Genomic DNA, 19,105 nt, shown 5'->3' on the forward strand with positions numbered 1-19,105 from the left:
CTCATTGCTGCAGCGCTGCAGCCACCGCCAAACCTGCCAGCTGCGCGCTGGCCAGCAGTTGCTCAACGCTGTGACCCTGACGCGCTCTGGCAGAAAGTCCGGACATCACGGTACTGACAAAGTCGGTCAGGCGCTGCGCGTCCTGTGGGTAGCGGGCCGCGATATAGCACCGGATGGTGTCCTCAGCGGCGCGATGAAACACTCTGGCCGCCTCGCGCGCCTGCTGATCCTGACAGCGAATTCCTTCCAGCACCAGACAACCCGCACACACCTCATCCCGGGCATAATGCAGCGCCGCCGCTTTCAGTAATGCATCGAGGGCTTCGGCCACCGGGCGGTCGTCGCGCAGTATCTCAGCCAGAGGAATCGAGCCGGTGGCGGCGTAGCGATCGAGAACGCGGGCATACAATCCGGCCTTATTACCGAAGGCGCTGTAAAAGCTCGGCGGATTGATGCCCAGCGCGTCAGTGACATCGGCGACGCTGACGGCGTCATAACCTTTGGCATGGAATAACCCCTGCGCGACCGCTACGGCGTGTTCGGGGTCAAAGTTACGGGGACGACCAGGTGATTTCATATTTTATAGTGCTCGCTACAAAATCGCATTGACATTAATTCGGGCTCATTTTGTAATGCATACTAAGAAATCACACGTGGAGATGCAAATGAGCGTATTTAAAGATAAGCAGGTTCTGGTTCTGGGCGGCAGTCGCGGTATTGGTGCGGCTATCGTGCGTCGCTTTGCTGATGAGGGTGCCAGCGTGACCTTTACCTTCTCAGGTTCGCCGGAGGCCGCCGAAAAACTGGCGCACGAAACCGGTTCGGCTGCCGTTCATACCGACAGCTCAGAGCGCGATGCGGTGATTGCCACCGTGCGCGACAGTGGACCGTTGGATGTGCTGGTGGTTAATGCTGGCATCGCCCTGTTTGGCGATGCGCTGGAACAGGATCCGGACGCGGTCGATCGCCTGTTCCGCATTAACATTCACGCGCCGTATCATGCTGCGGTTGAAGCCGCCCGACAGATGCCAGCCGGCGGCCGCATCATCATTATCGGTTCGGTCAATGGCGACCGTATGCCGATTCCCGGTATGGCGTCTTATGCGCTAAGTAAATCCGCTTTACAGGGGCTGGCGCGCGGCCTGGCGCGGGATTTCGGACCGCGCGGCATCACCATTAACGTGGTGCAACCTGGCCCGATTGATACCGATGCCAATCCGGAAAATGGTCCGATGAAAGATCTGATGCACAGTTTTATGGCCATTAAACGCCATGGCCGTTCTGAAGAGGTGGCTGGCATGGTGGCCTGGCTGGCAGGACCCGAAGCCGGTTTCGTCACCGGCGCCATGCACACCATTGATGGGGCGTTTGGCGCATAACGTCAGTGTCTGAACAGGGCGCTGACCACCGCGCTGAATACCGAACCGGTGGCAAAAGCGTGTTCGGTCATGTGCTCTTCATGGCGAATATCAGCCAGCCGCCGCAGCGCCGCCTGCGCGCTGGCTGCATTAATTTCTTCATCCATCTTGCTGTAACCGTCCGCCATCAGCAGCCGGGCACGTTCCACATCCGATCGTTCCAGCGTGGCGATAACCTGTTGTTTGCGATAAAAAACGTAATCTGTCATAAGTGCGTCCTGTTGCCGTTATCGTGATTATGCCGCGGAGGCGATGGTTTAAATCAGCTGAACATCGCATCCTATTTATCGCGCAACACATTGCGCCGCGATCAAAACGTAGCCGTTATATAAACAATTCGCAGCATAGCTATTTCTCTCCGCGCGTCCGGCAACCTATTTTATCAGCCCGGTCCTTCGCTGCCCGCTGCCAGCAGCGGCACCACGACATCGCTAATCGGCGTAGCAATAGCATGCTGACGGCCATAGCGCTGTACCACACCATTGCGGGTATCCCACTCCAGCGGGCGATTGGCCTGACGATCGGCTAGGATCGAGGTGCTCAGATCGGGCGGGGCGCGGTGAAAGCCATCGATAATTTCCAGCGGCACGCTGTCGTCCAGCACCGCACCGGCCGCGCGCGCCACCGTCAGGCACTCCTGTAAATAGGCTAATCCCAGCTGCGTGATATCGCCGCGGCTAAACATGCCGGCGCGACGGTTGGCCAGCACCATCAAACCGGCGGCGGCATTTTGTAACAGTTTGCGCCAGGCGATGGAGAGAAAGTCGGCGGCCAGTGCCACCTCGCAGCGCGTGTCGCGCAGCGCATCCACTACGCGCGCGGCCTGCGGCACATCCGGCAAGGTCAGGCGAGGCTGGGCGCGCAGCCAGACTGACGCATCCGACTCGCGCTGCGCCGGAAACCACACCACCGAAGGTAATACCGGGGCACCGTTGACGTAAGGCGCCAGCTGGCTTTGCTGCTCGACGCCATTTTGCAGCGCGCACACCACGGTTTTTTCATCACACAGGGTGGCCAGCCACGCGGCGCTGTCCGCGACCTGGGTGGTTTTAACCGCCACGAACAGCAAATCGCAGCGTTGTGTCACGTGCGAGGCATCATGCAATACCGGACCAGGCACGTTGATTTCGCCCGCATCGTGGCGCAGCGTTAACTGGGCATGGGCCGTGCGGCCGCACAGCAGCGGGGTGCGGCCGGCTTCATGCAGCACCGCCGCGACGGTGGTGCCAATTGCACCGGGGCCCAGCAGGGCGATTTTACAACGTTCAGACATGCTGCCATCTCCTCATTGCTTAACCGATCATCAGCGTGCCGAGTGCAATCACCGCACACGCCAGCATTTTCCTTACCGTTAATGCTTCACCGAGAAACAGCGCGCCCAGCACGGCGGCAAACAGCACGCTGGTTTCACGCAGGGCCGACACCGCGCCCATCGGCGCTGCCGTCATGGCGTAAATGATGATGCCGTAGGCCAGCAGCGAAACCAGGCCGCCCGCCGCGGCGCTCAGCACGCCTGGACGCCACTGCAGCAGGCTTTTGCTGTCGCGCAGCGCGATGTAGACCGCCGGCATTAATATGCCCCACAAGCTGCACATCCACGCGGTATACGCAAACGCATTGCCGGCAACGCGCACGCCCATGCCGTCCACCACGCTGTACGCGGCGATAAAGGCACCGGTCGCCAGCGTGTAGCGCAGGCCCGGCAGCGCCAGTTTGCCGCCGCGCAGCGCCAGCGACACAATGCCAGCGGACACCAGCACGATGCCGCACAGCGTAGCGAAGGCGATGTGCTCGCCGGCAAACAGCGCGGCGGCGCAGGTCACCAGCAGCGGCGACGATCCGCGCGCAATCGGATAGGTCTGGCCGAGATCGCCGCTCTGGTAGCTGCGCACCAGGCACAGGTTATAGCCGACGTGCAGCAGCGCCGACAGCAGCGCATATTTCCAGCTGGCGCGCGCCGGCAGCGGCAGAAACAGCGTACTGAGCGCACACACCAGCGCGATCGCCACGCACATAATGGTCATTGACCACAGGCGATCGGATCCGCCGCGCAGTAAGGTGTTCCAGCTGGCGTGCAGCAGTGCGGCGCACAGCGTTAAGACAACAATGTAATCAGGCATAGGCTGATGCTATGCAGCCGCAAATGGATTGGAAAGCGAAGATTTATCATTGCGCTATGAGTAAAAGCTCATGCTTCACTGATAATTCTGCTGCGCCTGACGTGATTCAGCGAGCAGCCAGCGACGAAAATCAACGATGTGCGGCTGGCTTTCAATGCCCTGCGGACAGACGAAATAGTAGGCGGCGGGCGAGGAAAACGCGACGTTGAACAGCCGCACCAGGCTGCCGTCGCGCAGCTCTTTTTCAACGTGACCGCTGCGCGCCAGCGCCACGCCTTGCCCCAGCAGCGCGGCTTCCAGCGTCATATTGGTGTCGGCAAAACGTACGCTCTCCTGTAAGGCATCCAGCGTCAGGCCGACCTGTTTAAACCAGATCTCCCACTTTGGCACCAGATCGGCGCCATCACGCATCAGCAGCGGGTAGCGCAGCAGTTCTGCCGGTTCCTGTGGCGTGCCAAAGCGCTGCAGCAGCGCCGGACTGGCAACCGGAAACAGCTGTTCACGAAACATAAATTCGCTGTGCAGCGCCGGATAATTGCCATGGCCAAAGCGGATCGCCACGTCAGAATCCTGGCGCGAGAAGGTAATCGCATCATCGGTGCTTTCCAGCGTCACCAGAATTTCCGGGTGCTGGCGCGTCAGGCCCGGCAGGCGCGGCAACAGCCACTTCAGCGCAAATGAGTAAGTGGTATTGACGCGCAGCCGCACGCGGCCTTTCTGCTCGCGCAAGTCGGCTAAGGTGGTTTCCAGATTACTGAAAAACTCGCGCACAATCGGTGCCAGCGCCGCGCCGGCCGGCGTCAGACTCAGCGTTTTGCCGCGCTGAAAGAGCTGCACGCCCCAGATCTCTTCCAGGTTTTTAAGCTGATGGCTGACGGCGCTTTGGGTGATAAACAGCTCTTCCGCGGCGGCGGTAAAGGTCGGATGGCGCGTCGCCACTTCAAACGCGCGCAGCATAGCGGTAGGCGGTAACTCTCTCATCGGTGCAGCCTTGTTTTATGAGCGTTCACTCATGATAGCGGAATCGTCTGTTCACTCACGAAACTTATTCATCCACCCTCCAGCTTAGCCTCTCAGCCTGTCAGTCTGCTAACAGTGGCCGACACATTCATCACTGTATCGGCGGCCAGCTGAATGGTTGGTTATTTACCGCGTGGCGGTTTTAATCCGCCGCCGGATATGGCTCCCGCTGCGCTCGCGTCCTGACGCTGATTAACTATGTTTATCACTCAATATAAGAATGGGGTGATGAAATGCGAAACCGTGTATTTAGCGCGCTGGCGTTATTGTTATTATCCGGCTGTGGCGCGAATAACAGCGCCTCACCGGTTACGGCACCTGGTGCGCCGGAAGCGGGGAAAACCGCGCTGCTGGAGAGCGGGGCGGCGGCGTTGCAGTCGCGGCCGCCGATTGAGGCGATCAATACGTATCTGGATGGTTTTCATTATTACTGCGGGAATCAGCAGGGGCAGATGGAGGCCCATCACTACGTCACCATTCTTAATGATGATGTGATGCAGGCGGTTATTTTTGACGGTAACAAAAAAGACGCCAAATTAATGGGCGTGGAATATATCATCAGCGAACGTTTATTTAAGCAGCTGCCGGCGCAGGAAAAGCAGTACTGGCACAGCCATCGCTATGAAGTGAAATCCGGTACGCTGATTGCGCCCGGCCTGCCGCCGGCCGCGGAGCACGCGCTGATGAGCAAAATCGTCAACACCTACGGAAAAACCTGGCACACCTGGCATACCGACCGCGATAAAACGCTGCCGCTGGGCGCGCCGACGCTGATGATGGGCTTTACCGCCGACGGCCAGCTCAATCCGGCGCTGCTGGCTGACCGCGACAAGCGCTTTGACGTCGATACCGCGACAATCCGCGCCGACCGCACTGATATCGCCGCCCATCCGGTAGCGGCAGGTGCCGATCATTGCCGGCGCGTGCATCCGTAACCGGTGATTCCGCTCTACTCGTGATACATCTGGCTGCGGCCGCCGTCGATCAGGATATCGGTGGCATTGATAAAGCGCGCCTCGTCGCTGGCGAGAAACAGCGCAGTGTAGGCCACTTCATCCGGCTCGCCGATGCGTTTACACGGCAGCAGCGCCGCCTGACGCGCGCGCTCAGCCTGCGGATCCGGACAGCTCGCCAGCCAGGCTTCAGCGGCTGGCGTCATGATCAAACCGGGCGAAATACTGTTTACGCGGATGCCCTGCGCGGCGTATTCCACGCCCAGCGAACGCGTCAGGCCGATCAGCCCGTGTTTAGCCACCGGATAAGGGAACGCGCCGGGAATGATTTTGTGCCCGTGCACCGAGGCAACGTTAACGATGTTGCCGTACTGACGGGCCAGCATCGCCGGCAGGACGCTGCGTATCAGGTTGTAAGGTCCTTTCAGATTGGTGTCCATGCAGCGCTGCCAGTCATCCTCGTCCAGCGTCAGCGGATCGCGAAAAACGTTTACGCCAGCGCAGTTGATCAGGATATCAATATCCCCCAGCGCCTGCTGCGCCTGCTGTACCGCGCGGCTAACCTGCTGCGGCTGCGTGACATCGGCTGCGCAGGCCAGACAGCGCTGGCCGGACTGCTGCTGTAGCTGCGCCGCCAGCACTTCGCTGCTGTGTGCGTCGCGATCAAACAGCGCCAGGCGGGCGCCTTCGCGCGCAAACAGGGTGGCGATGGCGCTGCCGATGCCGCTGCCGGCACCGGTAATGATGGCGGTTTTGTTGGCTAAACGTGGGGACATAGTCGCCTCCTTATGAGGATGTCGGGAGAATCAGCCAGTCGGCCAGCTCTAAGGTATTATCACCGCGCTGCAGGCGAATCAGCGGCCAGCTGTCGCTGCGCGTGAGCGGCACCAGCCCGCTGCGGCTGAGCAAAAAAGTGTCTTCGCTTTTCACGCCGCTCAGCGTCGGGTTCCACGCCACGGCGGTGTCGGGCTGCACCTCGCCGCGACTTTCCGGGGTGATAATCCAGTCGCGGCAGCCGTAGCCAGCCGGTCCGCCCTGATGATGATCGCGCCACGCCTCAGCGTGGCCGTGGCGTTGATAAGCCTGAGTGATGTCGGCAAAAACCGCTGACCAGCTGTGCTGCGCCTGGGTGGCATACAGCATATCGGCGTGGATCTCCGCCAGCGTCACAATGCGCTGGCGCAGCGCCGCGTCGGGTTCACCGAGATGCACCAGGCGCGTCAGGCTGACATGCAAACCGTGCCGTTCGGCACCGAGGGTGATCAACATCATGCGCTGCAGCGTTTTGCGTGTCGGCACCGGATGTTTAAATGCGGCGATGCGCTCATCAGCGGCCACCAGCGTGCACATCGGGCGAATGCCGCGCGCCAGACAGCCGGCGGCAATCTCGGCTTCGACCTGCCATTCGCTGACGCCCACGCGCAGCTGGCGCGCCACTGTTTCGACAATCTGCGCCGTCTCCTGTCCCAGCGTGCGAAAGCGCTGCTGTTCCGGTGCGCTCAGCCCCTGGCGCAGCGTAATCATCTGCGGCTGGATATCGCTCAATCCTGCCATGGGCGTATCGCTGCCGATATTGCCCGCCGGCAGCACGCTGCTCAGCGACTGGTACCACGGATAGTGCCGGGTCGCACAGCTGAACGGCAGCGGCTCTTCGGCCAGAATGCGCGGTAGCTCATTGTCCGGTGCCAGCAGCAGCACGCTGTCGCGGCCGATCAGCAGGCTGGCAACGCCGGTCTCGGCACGCTCTACCACATAATAGCTGGCCCCGTCGGTCAGCCAGGCGATGTTATCGCGGCGCGTCAGCAATACCGCATCCAGCTGCCAGTGCGCCAGCGCCTGTTGCAGGCGCGCCAGTTTGTCACTCATACACGGCCTCCTTGTGCTCGACAAGTTGTGACTGCAGAACCAGTTCCGCAGCGCGATGCGCCACGGCCATCACCACCGCATTGGTGTTGCCACTGATAATATTCGGCATCATCGAGGCATCCACCACGCGCAACCGCTGTACGCCGCGCACGCGCAGGTCATCGTGCAGCACCGCCAGCGGATCGTCATCGTGGCCCATGCGACAGGTGCCGACCGGGTGATAGCCGGTTTTCACCATACGCCGACAGTGGGCGCCAATCGCGTCATCACTGGTAACTTCCGCACCAGGGAAGATCTCCTGATCGACCATCTCACGGATGGGCGCGGCGGCCAGCACCTGACGCGCAAAGCGAAAGCCGGCGAGGGTGCGGGCTAAATCGTCCGGATGGCCGAAAATCTGCGTATCGATCACCGGCAGGCTACTGGAGTTGTTATCGCGCAGCGTCACTTCACCGGTGGCTTTGGGGCGCAGCAGCAGGGAATTCACCGTGACACCGTCACCGGGATCGGCACCCATTACATCGCGATCGAGATAGACCGTTGGCACGCAGAACATCTGAATGGTGGGCGTCGCCGTGAAATCGAGCGGATCGAAAAAGGCGCAGGTTTCCACGCCGGTGGTGGTCACCGGGCCGCTTTTGAACAGCAGATATTGCAGTCCGGCTTTGACCATTGGCCAGCCGCGATCCTGGCCGTAGTAGCCAAACGCACCGCGCGTGCTGGCAACCACCGGCACTTCGTAATGGTCCTGCAGGTTTTTACCCACGCCCGGCAAGGCATGGCGCACGGCTATGCCATGCTGTTTCAGCTGCTCCTGCGGACCGATGCCGGAGAGCATCAGCAGTTTTGGCGTCTGGTAGGCACCGGCGGCCAGAATCACTTCGCGGCTGGCGCGCGCCTGTTGCGGCTGGCCATCCTGACGATAGCGCACGCCGCTGGCGCAGGTGCCGTCAAACAGCACCTCTTCCACCTGCGCACCGGTGACCAGCGTCAGCCGTGCGTCATGGCGCAGCGGGTTGATAAACGCATCGACCACGCTGCAGCGCTGTCGTGTCTGACCGTCAATGGTGTGCTGCATGAAGCCGACGCCAGACGGATTGCCGCTGTTAAAATCCGCCGTGTAGGGAATACCCAGCCCCTGCAGGGTTTTGACATAGGCGCGGCTCAGCGGACTGAAGTGGCCGAGATGCGACACTTTCATCGGGCCGCCAACGCCGTGATTGGGTGCGCCGAGGTGATCGTTATCTTCAATGGCAGTAAAGTGCGGCAGCAGCGCCTCCCACGACCAGTCGATGCCCTGATCGCCCAGCGCCTGGTTCCAGTCGGCGTAATCCTGTTTATGGCCGCGCATGTAGACCATGGCGTTGACAGTCGAACCGCCGCCCAGCACTTTGGCCTGCGGCACGATCACGCCGCGTCCGTTGAGCTGCGGCTGCGCTTCGGTTTGATGCATCGTCAGAAACCGGTCGCTGGCGAGAAACTTCATATAGCCGGCGGGCATTTTCAGCACCGGATGGTATTCGTCGCGCCCGGCCTCCAGCAGCAGCACGCGCGCATTTCCTTCGCTGACCAGGCGCGCGGCAACGATACAGCCCGCGCTCCCGCCGCCCACCACAATGTAATCGTACTCTTTCATAACGCTCTGTTTACTCCGACGCGATGGAATCTAACCGGCGCAGGCGCTGCGCCGCCGGGTTGTGCTGCTCGCCCGGATCGAGCGGACTGAGCAGATAACGCCACGAGATAAACGCACTCACCAGATACAGGAAGGCGTAGCCCCAAATCACCCCAAGCGTGCCGAGCAGCGCGTTGATTGCGCCGTACAGCGCCGGACCGAAGAAGGTGGACAAACCGGCGGCGAAGCAGTAAATCGCCATGGCGTTACCTTTGTCCTTCGGCTGGCACAGCGAGGAGAACAGCGCGGCGGCGGGCACGTAGCCGCACAGCGTGATGCCGTACAGGCAGGCGCAGATCACGCTGAGCACAAAGCTGCCGTGACTCCACTGTGGCACAAAGTACATCAGCAGCATCGAGACGCCGGAACCCAGGCCGCCGAACACCGTCAGCACTTTGCGCCAGCCGATGCGGTCGCTCAGCTTGCCGACGATCGGATTAAAGCTCATGCCCACCAGTCCCATGATGGTGATCAGGCTGAGGTATTCGGTCTGGGAAAAGCCAATCTGTTCGGTGAAAAAGCCCGGCAGAAAAATAAAGAAGCCGAAGTAGGGCGTGGTGTTGATGATGCGCACCACTGCCGCGGCAGCGATGCGCGGCTCACGCCACAGAATATCGATGCCGCCCATTAGCGTGCGCAGCGTGCCCTGCTGACGATGTTCGACATCCAGCAGCGACTGATAACCGCTGCGCTCTTTCAGCGCCAGCAGCATCACCAGCAAACCGATCGCCACCAGACCCAGCGACAGCCAGAAGGTGGCGTATTCGCCAACCAGTCGGATAGAGAAGATCGCTACCAGCGAACCGAGCGTCGGCAGCCCGCCGGTAAACGCCAGCCAGAACCAGCCGGTGGCGGAGCCGCGCATCTCTGCCGGGGCCGCCGACTGAATCCACACCAGAAAGGCATAGGCAAACATCGGATAAGCCACGCCGCGCAGGCCATAAGTTAGCGCCAGCAGCAGCACGCTGTGCGACGGCAGCGCCACGGCCAGGAACAGCACTTCAAACACAATCCAGATCAGGCCGCCCGCCAGCATCACTTTACGCGGTCCGATTAGCGTTGACAGCGAACCGGCCAGCCATGAGCCCAGCGTGACGGTGACGCCGTAAAAGGCGATTACCCAGGCAGCGATATTCAGGGAGAAGCCGTTTTCGTGCAGATAGGGCGCGAGATAGTTGGACTCGACGCCGTCGCCAATCATAAACAGCAGGACCGCCAGATAGCCCCAGGCCAGCGCGGGCGGAATGCCGAGGCGGATCAGCCACGGATGGGTTGCAGGTGATGTTGTCATTATGTTTTCTCTGTAGGGTTGGTGTCAGCACAGCCAGATAAAGCGTTCGCCCGGCATTATCAGAACGTTTTTTACCGGGATAGCGCGAACGGGTTGTTATGAGCAGGGACTCTAAAACACGGCAGGCGCGCAAGATGGCGCAACCATCACAGAAGTCAGTAAACACTGTTTAGTAAGATGAGCGCGGATGAAGCGAAAGGAGGCCGCGTGAAAACCGTCGGACTGAATAATTTTCAGGTGCGTAAGCACAACAAAGCGCTGTTTATGCAGCTGATGTGGCGTCATAAACGTCTGAGCAAATCGCAGCTGGCGCAGCTCAGCGGCCTGACTATTCCGGCGGCCAGCAAGATTTTGCAGGAGCTGCTGGAGCAGGGCCACGTGCAGCACTCCAGCGCCACGCTGAGCACGCGCGGCAACAGCAACGGCAGTTTTCGGCTGCCGGCCGAGGGCGCGTGGACGCTGTGCCTGTGCGTCAAGCCGACCAGCATTGAACTGCAGCTGGCGGATGCGCAGCTGGTGGCGCAGGGCGACTATCAGCAAATCAGCATCAACGCGCAGACGCCAGAGCAGCTGCTGGCAGAGATTGAAACGGTGTGGCGCGCGACCTGTAAACGCTGGCCGAAGCGGCAGATTAATCTGGCGCTGGCGGTGCACGGGCAGGTCGATCCGGTAACCGGTGTCTCACAGCATATGCCGCAGGCGGCGTGGCGCAGCCCGCTGCAGCTGAAGTTTCTGCTGGAGGAGAAGCTGGCGGTTGACGTCCGCGTCGATAATGACTGCGTGATGCTGGCGCTGGCGGAAAAGTGGCTGAACCGCAATGCGCTGGCCGAATTCTGCGTCATCAATGTCGATTACGGCATCGGCTCATCATTTGTCATCAACGGCGAGATCTTTCGCGGCAACCTGTACGGCAGCGGGCAGATTGGCCACACCATTATTGATCCGCACGGGGAGCGCTGTAACTGCGGAAGGCAGGGCTGCCTGGAGACGGTCGCCTCGCTCAGCACGCTTAAGCGGCTGGCGCATCAGCGCGCGCCGCAGGCGGTGCAGCCTACCAGCCGTCAGCTGCTGACCGCCTGGCAGGCCGGCGAGCCGTGGATCGTCGAGTGGGCGCAGCGCAGCGCGGAAGCCATCGGCATGAGTCTGTACAATTTTCTTAATACGCTGAATATCAATCAAATCTGGCTGTACGGTCGCAGCTGTACTTTTGGTGAGAGCTGGCTGCAGACCATCGTGCACCAGATTGATTTCAACCCCTTCGATCCGCGCGATGCGCTGAAAAGCAAAGCCACCAACGTGCATTTTGGTCAGCTTGACCGCGCGCGTCAGGTCCTCGGCATCGGTTATCTCTATGTCGAGGCCGATCCCGGTACGGCGTAGTTTACTAAACTCCTGTTACTAAAATCTGTGAGGGCCTGAACTTTCACCCTGCGGTATCGGTGGTGAGATAGCCGCACTTTGACCCTGGTGCGGAGAGTGGCCGTGAACAATCATCAACATCTGAATATGCGTTACGTGTGGAGCATCTGTCTGGTGGCAGCCTGCGGCGGTTTGCTGTTTGGCTATGACTGGGTGGTGATTGGTGGGGCCAAACCCTTCTATGAGGCCTGGTTCAACGTCACCGATCCGGCGGCATCCGGCTGGGCGATGAGCTCGGCGCTGGTGGGCTGCGTATTTGGCGCGCTGGTGTCCGGCTGGTCAGCGGACAAGCTGGGGCGGCGGCTGCCGCTGATTGTCGCCGCACTGCTGTTTGTGGTGTCGGCGATCGGCACCGCGCTGGCCAGCAGCTTTACGCTGTTTGTCTGGTGGCGCATTCTCGGCGGTGTCGGCATTGGTATCGCCTCGGCGCTCAGCCCGATGTACATCGCGGAGATCAGCCCGGCAGACAAGCGCGGCAAGTTTGTCGCGGTTAACCAGCTGACAATCGTTATTGGCGTGCTGGCGGCGCAGCTGATCAACCTGATGATTGCCGATCCGGTCGTCGGCGCATCAACCCATGCGGCGCTGCGTGAAACCTGGAACGGTCAGGTTGGCTGGCGCTGGATGTTCGCCTCGGCCGCCGTGCCGTCGCTGGCATTTCTGCTGCTGATGATGTGGGTGCCGGAATCACCGCGCTGGCTGATGCTGGTGGGCCAGCCGCAGCGCGCGCTGGCGATGCTGAATAAAATTGGTTCGCCTGCTTATGCGCAGCAGACGCAGCGCGAGATTGCCCGCGCGCTGGAACAGGATCGCCAGCAAACGCGCGCCCGCGCCGGCTCGCTGCTGGCTCCGCGCACGCTGCCGATTGTCATCACCGGCATCGTGCTGGCGATTTTCCAGCAGTGGTGCGGTATCAACGTGATTTTCAATTATGCGCAGGAGATTTTTGCTTCGGCTGGTTTCGATATCAACGGTACGCTGAAGTCGATCGTGGCCACCGGCCTGATCAATTTGCTGGCAACGGTGCTGGCGCTGCCGCTGGTGGACCGGCTCGGCCGTCGCAAACTGATGCTGTTCGGCGCCGGCGGGCTGACGTTGTGCTACGCGCTGATCGCCGGTGCCTACACGCTGGGCATCACCGGCTGGCCGGTGCTGATTCTGGTACTGGCGGCGATTGCGGTTTATGCGCTGACGCTGGCGCCGGTCACCTGGGTGCTGCTGGCGGAAATTTTCCCCAACCGGATTCGCGGTCTGGCGATGTCGGTCGCCACGCTGGCGCTGTGGATTGCCTGTTTTGTGCTGACCTACACCTTTCCCATCCTCAATGCCGGACTTGGTGCAGCGGGCAGCTTTATGCTGTATGGCGTGATTTGTGCGGCGGGCTTTGTCTTTGTGCTGCGTCGCGTGCCGGAGACCAAAGGCATATCGCTGGAGCAGCTGGAGCAGCAGCTCACCGCAGGCGAGCCGGCTGCGGTGGCAGGTGAGCATTCGCTGCGTTAACCGCAGCCATGCTTAAGGCAGAAAGCCGGTGCGCCAGGCGGCGCACCGGTACAACACCCGCTTACACCTGCGCCATACCGCCATCGACAAACAGCTCGGCTGCATTAATAAAGCTGGCGGCATCGGAGGCGAGAAACGCCACCACCTTGCCAATCTCTCCCGGCTCACCCAGACGACCGAGCGGTACCTGCGCGGCCAGCGCATCGAACAGCCCCTGGCGCTGATCTTCCGGCACCAGTCCGCCTAAGCCTGGCGTCTGCACCGGGCCAGGGCTCACCACGTTAATGCGGATGCCGCGGTCTTTCACATCCAGCGCCCACGAGCGGGCAAAGTTACGCACCGCCGCTTTACTGGCGCTGTAAACGCTGAAGCCCGGTGTGCCCTGAATCGCGGCGGTGGAGCCGGTGAGAATCACCGACGCCTTATCGCTCAGCAGCGGCAGCGCTTTCTGCACGGTGAACAGCACGCCGCGGACGTTGGTGCTGAAGATACGATCAAAATGTTCTTCTGTGATGGCCCCCAGCGGCAGCATGTCGCCGCCACCGGCGTTGGCAAACAGGATATCCAGCCGGCCGGCCTGGCGCGCAATCTGCGCATAGACAGCGTCGAGGTCGCTTAACTGTGCCGCATCGGCGCGAATGCCGGTGGCGGCGGCACCGATGCTGGCGACGGCCGCATCCAGCTCAGCCTGACGACGACCGGTGATAAACACGCGTGCGCCCTGTGCCGCCAGTTCCTGAGCGGTGGCGAGGCCAATACCGGAGGTGCCGCCGGTCACTAAAGCAATTTTGTCTTGCAGAATCAGGTTCATAGTATGTACTCCACAGTTGATCAGGTTAAGTGGTGACGGCCTTGCCGTCGCTGAAGTGCACTGTAGCGCTGCCGCTTTTACGGATAAATGGTGTAAAATCGAAAGGACTATTTCTCTGGGTGGATAATCAGGTTAGGGGTAACAATGGATCAATTGCTGGCAATCCGGGCGTTTGCCCGCGTGGTTGAGGCAGGTAACTTTACCCGGGCCGCCAATTCACTGGATATGCCTAACGCCACCCTGAGTAAGCTGGTGCAGGAGCTGGAAGCGCATCTCGGCGTGCGCCTGTTGCAGCGCACCACGCGCCGGGTCACGGTGACGGCAGAAGGGCGCGATTACTACGAGCGGGCGCTGCGCATCGTGCGCGATCTGGAAGATATCGATTGTGCGTTCAATAGCGTCACGGCAAAGCCGCGCGGTCAGCTGCGTATGGATATCGGCGGTTCAACGGCGCGTGATGTACTGCTGCCGGCGCTGCCCGATTTTGTCGCCCGGTTTCCCGATATCACCCTGGACCTTGGCGTGTCCGATCGCACCGTGGATCTCATCAGTGATAACGTGGACTGCGTAGTGCGCGGCGGTCCGCTGAGCGATTCGTCACTGGTGGCACGGCACTTAGGCAATGCGCAAATGATCACCTGTGCCACGCCCGGCTATCTGCGGACCTACGGCATTCCGGCGTATCCGCAGGAGCTGAACAATGGCCACCGCATCATCAGCTATCTTTCGCCGCAGAGCGGGCGCGCCTTTCCGCTGCGCTTCCGCCACGGCGAAGAGCGAATCGAGGTCAAGACCGCGCACCGCGTTGGCGTCAATGAGAGCAACGCGCACCTTGCCGCGGCGGTGGCGGGTCTGGGCATCATTCAGACGTTCCGTTACGCTGCGGCCGCGGATTTGCAGGCCGGACGGCTGGTGGAGATCCTCGCCGACTGGCGTCCATCCGACTATCCGTTCCACGTGGTTTATCCGCAGAGCCGCCATCTCACCCAGCGCCTGCGGGTGCTGATCGACTGGCTGCGTGAGGTGTTTCCGCAACGGCTGAATGGATGACAGGGTGTAAACAATCTGTTAACGTTTGGCCTCAACCCCATGCTACAGGCGCGTTTATGACACTCTCTGCTGATTCCGCATCGTCATCTGACTTTCGCCTGTATGCGCCTTGCTGCCCGCCACCTCCGGCACGCGTTGTGATTCGCTAAGTATCGAACTTTCTGCGCCTCGCTTAGCGAGCGCGCTAACAACGTTTGTTTCAGGAGCAATGCTATGCGTTCTTCTTCTTCGCTGACTTCGCAGGCAGCGACGTCAGGCTTTGTGCTGCTGTGGGGCAGCGCAGCCATTTTCTCGCGTCTCGGGCTGGATAATGCCTCACCGCTGGCACTGCTGGTGGTGCGTTTTAGCATCGCGCTGGTTGCGCTGTTGCTGGTGGGACTGTTTCGCCGCCGCTGGCTGCCGCAGCCCGGTACGCGCCCGCGCGTGATGCTGACCGGCCTGGTGTTGATCGGCGCTTATTCGCTGTGTTATTTCCAGGCGATGGCGGAGGGCGTGACGCCAGGGCTGATCGCCACCATCATGGGCATCCAGCCTATTCTGACGCTGTGCCTGGTGGAGCGGCGTTTGCCGGGCAGGCGCTTGCTGGGCTTAACGGTCGCGCTGGCGGGGCTGATACTGCTGGTGTGGCGCAGTCTGGCGGCGTCGCAGCTGCCGCTCAGCGGCGTGCTGTTTGCGCTGGCCGCGCTGCTGTGCATGACCTTCGGTGCCATCATGCAGCAGCGGGTGACGCAGCATCCGGCGCAGGTGCTGCCGCTGCAGTACGGCGTGAGTTTACTGCTGTGCCTGCTGTTGCTGCCGGTTAAACCGTTTCATGTCAGCTTCACGCTGCATTTCTGGCTAGCCGCGCTGTTCCTCGGCGTGATGATCTCCGTGGTGGCCCAGCTGCTGCTGTATCGCTTACTGAGCGCGGGCAGTATCGTTAACGTCACCAGCCTGTTTTATCTGGTGCCGGTGATTACCGCGCTGCTCGACTATCTGCTGCTGGGTAACCGACTGCCGTGGCTGAGCCTGCTGGGCATGGCGGCGATTCTGGCGGGTATCCTGCTGGTGTTTCGTGCGCCACAGCCTTCGCGTTAGTATCATGCCCCGCCAGCCGGCGGGGCATTTCAGCCATGATCGGTCAGCGCCTGTGCGGCGCAAATTAATGCCAGATGACTGAGGCCCTGCGGCATATTGCCGCGCCATTCGTCACTGCGCACATCAAACATTTCGTTGAAAGTTTCCACGTTGCCGCGCTGGCACAGTTTGCCGAGGATCTGCTGCATGGCGCTTTCGGCACGCGTTGTCTCGCCCAGCGCCGCCCAGGCTTCCACCAGCCAGAACGAGCAGGCGATAAAAGTGCTCTCTTCCTGTTCCGTGCCGCTGTAGCGATACAGCATGGCGCTACCGTGTCCCAGTTCCTGCTCAATGGCACGGTAGGTGGCCTGCATACGTGCCGGGTTGACGCGGCTGCCATAGGGATGCACCAGCGCCAGCGCAGCGTCCAGCCTGCCGTTGCTGTCGGGATAAAATTCATACGCCTGTTTGTCTTCGTTCCAGCAGTGCGCTTCAATCCAGCTGCTGATACGGTCGCGCTCGCGCTGCCAGCGTTTCAGCCACGTCGGTTCAATGTGGCGCGCTTCGGCCAGCGCCACGGCACGGTCGAGGGCCAGCCAGCAGGCCATCTTTGAATGCGTATAATGCTGCTGTTCCGGCAGTTCCCAGATGCCGCTGTCTTTCTGACGCCATAAATCGGCACAGTGGTTAGCCAGCGCACCCAGCATGCGTGAGGTGGCTAAGTCCAGCACGTGCCCGGCGCGAATAAACAGCTCGGCGGTCGCCAGCATATCGCCGTACATGCTCAGCTGCAGCTGGTCGCGGGCGTTGTTGCCCACGCGTACCGGCTGGGAATGATGATAGCCACGCAGCGGCACGAAGCGTTCGGCAGGCACTTCGTCGCCTTCCAGCGTGTAGCAGGTGCGCAGCGCGGTACCGTGGCGAATGATGGTTTTCGACAGCCAGGAGAACGCCGCTTTACAATCTTCCAGCGCACCGAGAAAAACAAAGGCTTTGATGATCAGACAGGCATCGCGCACCCATGCGTAGCGGTAGTCATAATTCTTCTCTCCGCCAATGCCTTCCGGCAGCGAGGTAGTGGCTGCCGCCGCCAGCGCGCCGGTGGGGGAATACCATAAAAATTTCAGCGACAGCGCCGAGCGGCGCACGTGCTCAGCAAAGCGCCCCTGATAGCTCAGGCTGCGGGTCCAGTCGCACCAGGCGGTATGGCTGGTTTCGATGCGGGTATCGATCGCCTCCAGCGGCGGCACCGCCAGCGGTTCGCGCTCGGTGACCAGCAACGCCACCAGCGATCGACTGTCCGCAGCCGTACGCAGCGTGGCGCAGATTTGCTCATCGTCACGCTGTTCAATCTGCCAGTCCTCGCTGGTGCGCAGCATCGCCATCAGATCGCCGATGTGGTACACGTCGCCCTGTTCGGTGCTGTCCTGCCACGGCGAGCGCGTTTCGGCAACGGTGCCAAAGCGCAGCGTCAGGCGCAGCGTCACTTCGCCATCAACGCCTTCTACGCGCCGCGCCAGTTCACTCCACGGCAGACGGCCGGCCAGCGTGCTGTTCAGCGATTCGGTCAGTAGCACGCTGCCGTCATCGGTAAAAAAGCGGGTTTCCAGTACGTTACTGTCGGCGCGATAAGCGCGCTCGATGCGGTAAGGGACGTCAGGTTCAATCTGGAAAAAACCGCCAATCTCCGGGTCGAGCAGGCGGTCAAACAGCGGGGCTGAGTCGAGGTTGGGCGCGCACCACCAGTCAATGGCGCCGTCGGGCGCGATCAGCGCCACCGACCGGCCCTCGCCGATGGCCGCGTAGTCACCGAGACGCGCGAAGCCCCGTTCGCGCACCGGCGACTGGAACGTTTGATTATTCATGGATCTTCCCTGTCAGCAGAAACGGCAACGTGGCCGCCTGCTGGCAGCCACGTAATACGGGTGGAATTCCCCGGTCAGACGGTACCGGTACCGCCATCGGAGCACCACACCTGACCTGAGGTGAAGCTGTTGGTGGTTTCAGCGAAGGTCACGTACAACGGTGCGATTTCAGCCGGCTGACCCGGACGCCCCAGTGGCGCGCTGGCACCAAACTTCTCGATTTTTTCCTGCGGCTGACCGCCGCACACCTGCAGCGCTGTCCAGTACGGTCCTGGTGCTACAGCATTGACGCGAATTTGCTGCTCGCCCAGCTGCTTCGCCAGCGCTTTAGTAAAGGCGGCGATCGCGGCTTTGGTTTGCGCATAATCCAGCAGGATGGCGCTCGGTTCATACGCCTGAACCGACGAGGTATTAATAATGGATGATCCGGCAGGCAGATATTCCAGTGCCGCTTTGGTGATCCAGAACATCGCATAAACATTGGTCTTAAAGGTGGCGTCAAAATCTTCCGTTGAGAGCGTACGGATAGACTCATTAAATTGCTGGCGACCGGCGTTATTCACCAGAATATCCAGGCCGTCGAGTTTTTCTGCTGCCTCTTTTACCAGCTGCTGGCAAAAAGATTCTGAGCGAATATCACCGGGAATAGCCACCGCTTTACGGCCTTCCGCTTCGATTAATTGCACCACTTCAGCGGCGTCCAGCTCCTCTTCCGGCAGGTAGTTGATCGCCACGTCTGCCCCTTCACGGGCATACGCAATGGCTACCGCGCGACCAATACCGGAGTCGCCACCGGTAATCAGCGCCTTGCGCCCGGTTAAACGGCCAGTGCCGCGATAGCTGGTTTCACCGTGATCGGGACGGGGTTCCATCTTACTGGCTAATCCCGGAATGGGCTGATGCTGCTTTTTGAATGGCGGCTTTGGATATTCCTGGGTAATCAGCGTTTTGTTAGTAAATGAAGTCATACCTATCTCCTTGTACAGTGGAACGTGTAAATTAAGCCTGGCAGAGATGTGATATTTGTCACGTCAAAAAATAAGCAGTCGCGATTTATTAAA

General features: G+C 60.7%; 18 protein-coding genes. 6 read left to right on the forward strand and 12 right to left on the reverse strand.

What is annotated here, in order from left to right; translation table 11 throughout:
- Position 1 precedes the first annotated feature (1 nt).
- Positions 2–577, reverse strand: a complete 576-nt coding sequence (locus AC6I79_RS20820; RefSeq protein WP_058770509.1) for a TetR/AcrR family transcriptional regulator — start codon at positions 575–577, stop codon at positions 2–4.
- A gap of 88 nt (positions 578–665) precedes the next feature.
- Here AC6I79_RS20820 and bdcA point away from each other — a divergent pair, with 88 nt between their 5' ends.
- Positions 666–1,379, forward strand: coding sequence for an SDR family oxidoreductase (gene bdcA / locus AC6I79_RS20825; RefSeq protein WP_021509562.1), 714 nt, complete (start codon positions 666–668; stop codon positions 1,377–1,379).
- A gap of 2 nt (positions 1,380–1,381) precedes the next feature.
- On the opposite strand, the gene AC6I79_RS20830 is transcribed toward bdcA, so the two are convergent.
- The 4 genes from AC6I79_RS20830 to gcvA all read right to left on the reverse strand — a co-directional run bounded on the left by AC6I79_RS20830 (position 1,382) and on the right by gcvA (position 4,519).
- A complete protein-coding gene (locus AC6I79_RS20830) occupies positions 1,382–1,627 on the reverse strand; it encodes a hypothetical protein (protein ID WP_159377511.1) in 246 nt (81 codons plus the stop codon).
- Positions 1,628–1,800: 173 nt separating this feature from the next.
- Positions 1,801–2,691 carry an oxidoreductase gene (locus AC6I79_RS20835; protein WP_159377510.1) on the reverse strand — a complete coding sequence of 297 codons (891 nt, stop codon included), beginning with the start codon at positions 2,689–2,691 and terminating at the stop codon, positions 1,801–1,803.
- A gap of 19 nt (positions 2,692–2,710) precedes the next feature.
- Positions 2,711–3,538, reverse strand: coding sequence for an EamA family transporter (locus AC6I79_RS20840; RefSeq protein ID WP_498027842.1), 828 nt, complete (start codon positions 3,536–3,538; stop codon positions 2,711–2,713).
- Positions 3,539–3,613: 75 nt separating this feature from the next.
- Positions 3,614–4,519: a transcriptional regulator GcvA gene (gene gcvA, locus AC6I79_RS20845; RefSeq protein ID WP_498027843.1), complete on the reverse strand. Its 906-nt coding sequence runs from the start codon at positions 4,517–4,519 to the stop codon at positions 3,614–3,616.
- Positions 4,520–4,791: 272 nt separating this feature from the next.
- On the opposite strand from gcvA, the gene AC6I79_RS20850 reads away from it, so the two are divergent.
- Complete coding sequence (locus tag AC6I79_RS20850) at positions 4,792–5,493, forward strand: OBAP family protein (RefSeq protein WP_262258529.1); 702 nt, start codon at positions 4,792–4,794, stop codon at positions 5,491–5,493.
- A 14-nt stretch (positions 5,494–5,507) separates the two neighbouring features.
- Here AC6I79_RS20850 and AC6I79_RS20855 read toward each other — a convergent pair whose 3' ends face one another.
- From AC6I79_RS20855 to AC6I79_RS20870, 4 genes are read right to left on the reverse strand one after another with little or no spacing between them, the layout of a single operon-like run.
- A complete protein-coding gene (locus AC6I79_RS20855; protein WP_283342257.1) occupies positions 5,508–6,287 on the reverse strand; it encodes an SDR family oxidoreductase in 780 nt (259 codons plus the stop codon).
- 10 nt (positions 6,288–6,297) lie between these two features.
- Positions 6,298–7,377, reverse strand: a complete 1,080-nt coding sequence (locus AC6I79_RS20860) for a M24 family metallopeptidase (protein WP_498027844.1) — start codon at positions 7,375–7,377, stop codon at positions 6,298–6,300.
- Positions 7,370–9,013 (reverse strand): GMC family oxidoreductase, encoded by a 1,644-nt coding sequence (locus AC6I79_RS20865; RefSeq protein ID WP_498027845.1) that lies wholly within the window; start codon positions 9,011–9,013, stop codon positions 7,370–7,372. The genes AC6I79_RS20860 and AC6I79_RS20865 overlap by 8 nt, the downstream gene beginning before the upstream one ends.
- Before the next feature lie 10 nt (positions 9,014–9,023).
- Complete coding sequence (locus tag AC6I79_RS20870) at positions 9,024–10,343, reverse strand: MFS transporter (RefSeq protein WP_498027846.1); 1,320 nt, start codon at positions 10,341–10,343, stop codon at positions 9,024–9,026.
- A 207-nt stretch (positions 10,344–10,550) separates the two neighbouring features.
- Here AC6I79_RS20870 and AC6I79_RS20875 point away from each other — a divergent pair, with 207 nt between their 5' ends.
- A complete protein-coding gene (locus tag AC6I79_RS20875) occupies positions 10,551–11,723 on the forward strand; it encodes an ROK family protein (RefSeq protein WP_498027847.1) in 1,173 nt (390 codons plus the stop codon).
- A gap of 102 nt (positions 11,724–11,825) precedes the next feature.
- Positions 11,826–13,262, forward strand: a complete 1,437-nt coding sequence (locus tag AC6I79_RS20880) for a sugar porter family MFS transporter (RefSeq protein ID WP_498027848.1) — start codon at positions 11,826–11,828, stop codon at positions 13,260–13,262.
- Positions 13,263–13,323: 61 nt separating this feature from the next.
- On the opposite strand, the gene AC6I79_RS20885 is transcribed toward AC6I79_RS20880, so the two are convergent.
- Positions 13,324–14,073: an SDR family oxidoreductase gene (locus AC6I79_RS20885; protein ID WP_058775092.1), complete on the reverse strand. Its 750-nt coding sequence runs from the start codon at positions 14,071–14,073 to the stop codon at positions 13,324–13,326.
- A 144-nt stretch (positions 14,074–14,217) separates the two neighbouring features.
- Here AC6I79_RS20885 and AC6I79_RS20890 point away from each other — a divergent pair, with 144 nt between their 5' ends.
- Both AC6I79_RS20890 and AC6I79_RS20895 read left to right on the forward strand, forming a co-directional pair.
- A complete protein-coding gene (locus AC6I79_RS20890; protein WP_104093558.1) occupies positions 14,218–15,123 on the forward strand; it encodes a LysR family transcriptional regulator in 906 nt (301 codons plus the stop codon).
- Between the two features lie 213 nt (positions 15,124–15,336).
- Positions 15,337–16,200, forward strand: coding sequence for a DMT family transporter (locus AC6I79_RS20895; RefSeq protein ID WP_021509548.1), 864 nt, complete (start codon positions 15,337–15,339; stop codon positions 16,198–16,200).
- Between the two features lie 29 nt (positions 16,201–16,229).
- Here AC6I79_RS20895 and AC6I79_RS20900 read toward each other — a convergent pair whose 3' ends face one another.
- On the reverse strand, positions 16,230–18,044 hold the full coding sequence (locus tag AC6I79_RS20900; RefSeq protein WP_498027849.1) for a glycoside hydrolase family 15 protein: 1,815 nt from the start codon (positions 18,042–18,044) through the stop codon (positions 16,230–16,232).
- Between the two features lie 74 nt (positions 18,045–18,118).
- On the reverse strand, positions 18,119–19,012 hold the full coding sequence (locus tag AC6I79_RS20905; RefSeq protein WP_498027850.1) for an SDR family oxidoreductase: 894 nt from the start codon (positions 19,010–19,012) through the stop codon (positions 18,119–18,121).
- Positions 19,013–19,105 lie beyond the last annotated feature (93 nt).

It is taken from the genome of gamma proteobacterium symbiont of Scutellera amethystina (assembly GCF_059730845.1).